Annotated in this window: 4 protein-coding genes; all 4 read left to right on the forward strand. The window is 60.3% G+C overall.

The genetic code is table 11. The annotated features are described in order from the left end of the window. The first annotated feature begins 49 nt into the window (after positions 1 to 49). The 4 genes from HU765_RS20345 to HU765_RS20360 all read left to right on the forward strand — a co-directional run bounded on the left by HU765_RS20345 (position 50) and on the right by HU765_RS20360 (position 5,871). Positions 50 to 685: a response regulator transcription factor gene (locus tag HU765_RS20345; protein WP_186622543.1), complete on the forward strand. Its 636-nt coding sequence runs from the start codon at positions 50 to 52 to the stop codon at positions 683 to 685. 87 nt (positions 686 to 772) lie between these two features. Continuing rightward, a complete protein-coding gene (locus tag HU765_RS20350; RefSeq protein ID WP_186622545.1) occupies positions 773 to 4,447 on the forward strand; it encodes a transporter substrate-binding domain-containing protein in 3,675 nt (1,224 codons plus the stop codon). Between the two features lie 229 nt (positions 4,448 to 4,676). Further along, entirely contained in the window at positions 4,677 to 5,093 is a 417-nt protein-coding gene (locus tag HU765_RS20355) for a DUF4398 domain-containing protein (protein WP_186622547.1), read from the forward strand. Positions 5,094 to 5,103: 10 nt separating this feature from the next. Next, the gene (locus HU765_RS20360) at positions 5,104 to 5,871 is read left to right on the forward strand and encodes an OmpA family protein (protein ID WP_186622549.1); all 768 of its coding nucleotides are present in this window, start codon (positions 5,104 to 5,106) and stop codon (positions 5,869 to 5,871) included. The last annotated feature ends 129 nt before the right edge of the window (positions 5,872 to 6,000 follow it).

The following is a 6,000-nucleotide window of genomic DNA, read 5'->3' on the forward strand; positions in this document are numbered from 1 at the left end:
GTTTCTGGACGCTGCTCAGGATCAACAGGAAGCAGGAGCAGGAGCGTTTATGTATCGGGTATTAATTGCCGATGATCATCCCATCGTCCGTTGGGCGGTAAAGACTTTGCTCACCAGAGACGGCCATAAGGTGATTGCAGAGGCCGGAAACGGTGCGGATGCCATACAAATGGCCCTGGAACTGAAGCCCGATCTGCTGATTCTCGATATCGGCATGCCGCGGCTGGACGGGGTCAAAGTCATCACGCGCCTGCGAAACGACCTGCCTTCCCTGAAAATCGTCATGCTGACCTCGCAAAAACCGGATCTCTATTCCCAGCGCTGCATGCACGCCGGTGCTGCCGGTTACGTGTACAAATCCGAGGAACTCGATGATCTGTTGAGCGCGGTGCGGGCAGTCATGAGGGGCTATAACTACTTTCCCAGCGTCAGTGCCGATTCGGTGCGCAAGTCGGACATCGAAGCCACCGAAGCGGACCGGGTCGCCAGTCTTACCGATCGGGAACTGGCGGTGTTGCAGCAGTTGGCTCAAGGGCTGAGTAACAAGACTATCGGCGAAACCATGATGCTCAGCAGCAAGACCATCAGCACCCATAAAACCAATATCCTCGCCAAGCTGAGAGTTCGCAGCGTGGTTGAACTGGCCGACCTCGCCAAGCGCAACGCGCTCATCACGACGCCCTGAATGATGCTGCCGGGACGGCCCGTCCCGGTATTTACCGCCCAAGTGACCTCAAGAATGGTCCAACCACAGTCTTTGCCGCGGGGTCCTATGTCGAGTCGCTGGTGTGTGTGTCTGCTGTTGTTCTGTTCGCAGTTTCTGTTTCAGGCCGTCTGGGCCGCAGAGCCTGAGCCACAGCGGCTGAAGCTGCTCGGCCGTTCCAGTCTTGCTGGTCTGGGCAACCAGACGCTGCCATTGCGCAGCGAAGACCAGCAGTGGCTGCGAGACACGAAGGTGCTCAGGTTAGGCACTTCCGCCCCGGACTTTTTGCCTTTCGATGTCACCAGCAGCGGGGGCGAGTACGAGGGCATCACGGCCGACTACATGGGCATCCTCGCCAAGGCGCTGGGCGTCGACGTCGAGGTTTATCAATATGCCAGTCGGCAAGCGGCGATCCAGGCGCTGTTTGAGGGGCAGATAGATTTGCTGGGCAGTTCCGGCCGCTATGAAGCAGCCCTTGCCGGAATCAGCATGAGCGCGCCCTACACGGACGATCAGCCGGTGATCGTGACGCGCATCAATGAGGCAGGCCCCGAGCAGGAGGCATTGTCTGGCAAGCGCCTGGCGATGCACGCCGAGTACCTGCCGCTAGAGGACGTCCGGGCCTTGTATCCGCAAGCCGATATTCGCCTTTACTCGTCGATCCAGAGCGCCATTGCGGCGGTGGCATTCGGTCAAGCGGACGCCTTCCTGGGGGACATCATCAGTGCGGATTATCTGGTCGGCAAAAACTTCCTCAATACCCTTCAGCTCTCACGTTTCTCCGGGATGGCGTTGCAGCATTTTTCTTTCGCCATGCTCAAGGACAATCAGACGCTACAGCGCGTGATCGATTCCGGCATAGAGCGCATTCCGGAGAGCGAACGGTTGAGCATTCTCCAGCGCTGGAGTGGCGGTGGCGTCAATGAACTGTTCCGGCAGACCCGACTGCAGTTGACGCCCGCCGAACAACGCTGGATCGCAGAGCATCCGGTGGTGCGGGTGGTGATCAATGAAAGCTACGCGCCACTGACTTTTTTCGATTCGCAAAAGCGCTTTCGCGGGGTCACCGCTGACGTGCTGAAACAAGTCAGCTTGCTCACTGGGTTGAAGTTCGAAACGCAAGCCGTCGACTCGGTGCAAGAGATGGTCGAGGACATACGACAGGGGCGCGCCGACATGATCGGTGCGTTGAGCCGCAGCGACTCCCGCGAGCGGGTGCTGGGCTTCACCCGGCCCTACCTGTCCAGCTCGTTTGTGCTGGTCAGCAGCTTGCGTGCGGGAAGCCCCAACGCCCTCGAAGAACTGTCGGGCAAGCGTCTGGCGTTGATCGACGAGACGCCGCTGTCTGAATATTTCAAGGCGCACGTTCCGGCGATCACTTTGGTCAGGGCCGACAATGCGCTCAATGCCATGGAATTGGTGGCCCAGGGACGCGCCGATGCGGCGGTCAATTCGCTGATCAGCGCGAATTATTTCACCAGCCGTTTTTTCCGAGACCAGTTGCGTACGGTCTCAACCGTCGGAGAGATACCCGCCACCACGGCATTTGCCACCGACCGCGGGGCGTTGGAGTTGCGCTCGATCCTGGACAAAGCGCTGCTGAGTATTCCGCCGGATGAAATGATGAGCCTGGCCAACCGCTGGCGTACCAACACGGTCATCAGCGACGGCTACTGGCAGAACTACCGGGCGCTGATCATCCAGACGCTGATGGGTGCCGCGGTGCTGTCACTGGCCTTTGTGTTCTGGATCACTTATCAGCGTCGGGAAATTCGTCGGCGCCTGCGTACCGAGCAGGCGCTGGAAGACCAGTTGGCATTCATGCATACGCTGATCGATGGCACGCCCCATCCGATTTATGTCAGAGATCGCCAGGGCGCACTGCTGATCTGCAACAACAGCTACCTGGAGGCGTTTGGCGTCAGCCGCGAGGCGGTACTGGGCCAGCCGGTCACGGCGAGTCTGCTGCCTGATCCGCAAGAAATCGCCACCTACCAGTCCCAGTGCCTGAGGGTCATGACAACCGGCGAAGCCCTGATTCAGGACAGCCAGTTGCACATCGGCGCCAGCGGCCAATTGCACAGCCTGCACCACTGGATCCTGCCTTATCGCGACGCCAGACAGGACGTCAAAGGCATCATCGGCGGCTGGATCGACATCAGCGAGCGCAAGCACTTGCTTGAGCAACTGCGTAATGCCAAGGAGCAGGCAGAAGCGGCGAGCAAGGCCAAGACGACGTTCCTGGCAACCATGAGCCACGAAATCCGCACACCGATGAACGCGGTGATCGGCATGCTGGAAATGGCCTTGGAAAAGGCCGACCAGGGGCAACTCGATCGTTTCGCCCTGGAGGTGGCGTTCAGCTCGGCCAACAGCATGCTCGACCTGATTGGCGACATTCTCGATATCGCCCGTATCGAGGCTGGAAAAATGAGCCTGAGCCCGGAGCGCGCCGATGTGCGCGAGCTGGTCGAAGCCGTCGTCCGAGTATTCGATGGCGTTGCCAGGCAGAAAGGCGTGCGGATCAAGATGCAGATCGATCCTGGCATTATCGGCGATGTGCTGATCGATCCTCTGCGGTTCAAACAGGTCCTGTCGAACCTGGTGAGCAACGCCATCAAGTTCACCGAGCAAGGGCACGTATTGATCAGCCTGCAGAGCGAGCCGTCTGACACGCCCCGCGAGTTGAAAATCCGCGTGCGGGTCGAGGACACCGGGATCGGCATCTGCGCCGAGGACCTGCCGCGGTTGTTCAAGCCGTTTGCTCAGGCCGACAGCGGCCAGTCCGCTCGCCAGGGCACCGGACTGGGGCTGGTGATCAGCCGCACCTTGTGCGAAATGATGGGCGGACAACTCGAACTACACAGTACTCAGGGGCAGGGCACGACGGTCACCGTCCTGCTCAGCCTGACGCGACTGGACGACATCGTCAGGCCGGTCCGCAACGATGAAGAGTTGCCGGCTTCTGCGTCACGTTCGCTGCGGGTTCTGGTGGTCGACGATTACCCGGCAAACCTGTTGTTGCTGAGTAAGCAACTGACGTTCCTCGGGCATAAGGTTCGCGAGGCTGAGGAGGGGGCCAGCGGATTGCGCCTGTGGCAAACCAATCGATTTGATGTCGTGATCACCGACTGCAACATGCCGCTGATGAACGGCTACGAGCTGAGCCAGGCCATCCGCCAACAGGAACAGCAACGTCAGTTGCCGGCCTGCCTGATCTTCGGGTTTACCGCCAACGCCCAGCCGGAAGAGCGTGAGCGCTGCAAGGCGGCCGGTATGGACGATTGCCTGTTCAAACCGATCAGCCTGGCCGGGCTGAACCAGCGTCTGCTGGGCTACGCCGACAGGCTGCCGGCAGCCATTACCGAGCGGGAGGATGCAGCCTTGGGGCTCGAACGCCTGCGCTACCTGACGGGCGATGACCCGCAACTGATGGTGCAATTGCTCAAGGATCTGATTCAAAGCAATCAGGATGATCTTCACAGCCTGCGTGCGCTGGCCCTCAGCGCTGACCTGTCGTTGCTGGCACAGATGGCCCATAGAATCAAGGGCGGCGCCAAAGTGGTCAATGCCCGGACGGTGGTGGAACAGTGCGACGCGCTGGAGGACGCTTGCTCGCAAGGGTTACCGGACACGGACATTCAGGCGCGGCGGGTAGCGCTGGAGAACGCCATCCTGACAGTCGAAGCAGAGCTGGTTGCCCTGCTGGAGCAGGCCGAGCGAGAGCCTCAAACAGACACCTGAATCACCTGCGTGCCAACGGGCTGAACGTTGGCCCTGCGCCCTGAAAATCGAGACAAGTCTCATAGTCTTCAGGTGCCGCTCAAGCTGAAACTGAGACGACATTTACCGCTTCAAGCACGGCGGTCGGTGTCCGTCTTGGCTAACACGCTGTCGTCTTCCCCGACGATGCATGCAACGGACTCATGACTGCCTCTTTTGCACATACCTGGTCAGAAGTCTGGAGAATTCAATGAGTATCCAACATGTACGTCGGCGAGCCCTTCGTTGGTCTTTCTTGCTCGCGGCGACGGTCTTGCTCAGCGCCTGCGCTAGTGCACCGGCACCGGACGAGCAGGTTTCCCTGGCTAGAAACGCCCTGAACCGGGCGGTTTCGGCGGGGGCAACGCAGTACGCACCGGTGCCCATGCGGACCGCGCAGGACAAAACCATGCAAATGGAACGCGCGCTCGGCGAAAAGAACTACGGACAGGCCAGAGGCTTGGCCGAGCAGATCGAAGTGGATGCGGCGCTGGCCGAGCGCATGGCGCGCACGGCGAAATTGCAGAAGGAATTGCAGGCTGCCCAGGCCGGCATCCAGGTGCTCAAGCAGGAAATGCTCCAGGCCCCCAATGCTGGCCTGACACCCGCCACCACGCTTTCCAACTGAGGACTGTTCCATGCGTATTCTGTTTCCTGCCGCTTGCGTATTCGCCCTGGTATTGACCGGCTGTGCGGCAACCCCCGAAAACCCGCAATTGGTCGAGGCACGCCAGCGCTTCTCGGACCTCCAGAGCAAACCCGAGTCGAGCACCCTGGCCGCGCTGGAAACCCAGGATGCCTTGACCGCCCTGGGCAAGGCCGAGCAAAAATCGATTCAGGACCGTCGTGCACCCGAGATCGACCAGCTCGCTTATCTGGCCAGACAGAAGATCGCCCTGGCCGAGCAGACCATTCTCGGGCGCAAGGCCGAAGCGGGCCTGAGCACGATTGATGTGCAGCGTACCCAGGTGCGCCTGGACGTCCGTACCCAGCAGCTCAAGGCCCTGCAAGCGATGAACGCCAAACAGACGTCGCGCGGCGAGGTGATCACCTTTGGCGATGTGCTGTTTGACACCGGCAAGGCCAGCCTTAAACCAGGCAACCAGCGCAACCTTCAGCGCCTGGCGGATTTTCTGCTCAACAACCCCGAGCGCAAGGTGCGCATCGAAGGCTTCACCGACAGCGTGGGCAGCGATGCTTTCAACCAGACACTCTCCGAGCGCCGCGCCGAAAGTGTGGCTTTCGCCCTGGAACGCCTGGGTATCGACATGAGCCGCATCATGACCCAAGGCTACGGCAAGGAATACCCGGTCGCCGATAACGCGACGGCACAATCACGCCAATTGAACCGTCGGGTCGAAGTGATCATTTCCAACGGGGCGTCGGCGGTCGAAGGCCGCGGCTGACTGCGCAAGCGATAGAAGAGTATTGAACATGAACCAGAACCGAACGCTTACCACCGCCAGTGGCGCACCTGTCGCTGATAACCAGAATTCTCGCTCCGCCGGCCCACGTGGCCCGCTGCTGCTCGACGA

It is taken from the genome of Pseudomonas sp. SWRI81 (genome assembly GCF_014268545.1).
In the GTDB taxonomy this organism is placed as follows: domain Bacteria; phylum Pseudomonadota; class Gammaproteobacteria; order Pseudomonadales; family Pseudomonadaceae; genus Aquipseudomonas; species Aquipseudomonas hamedanensis.

Bases quoted from the DNA above. Each gene is read 5' to 3' on its own strand.
- HU765_RS20360 (WP_186622549.1), top strand. From the start codon at position 5,104: ATGCGTATTCTGTTTCCTGCCGCTTGCGTATTCGCCCTGGTATTGACC.
- HU765_RS20355 (WP_186622547.1), top strand. From the start codon at position 4,677: ATGAGTATCCAACATGTACGTCGGCGAGCCCTTCGTTGGTCTTTCTTG.
- HU765_RS20350 (WP_186622545.1), top strand. From the start codon at position 773: ATGTCGAGTCGCTGGTGTGTGTGTCTGCTGTTGTTCTGTTCGCAGTTT.
- HU765_RS20345 (WP_186622543.1), top strand. From the start codon at position 50: ATGTATCGGGTATTAATTGCCGATGATCATCCCATCGTCCGTTGGGCG.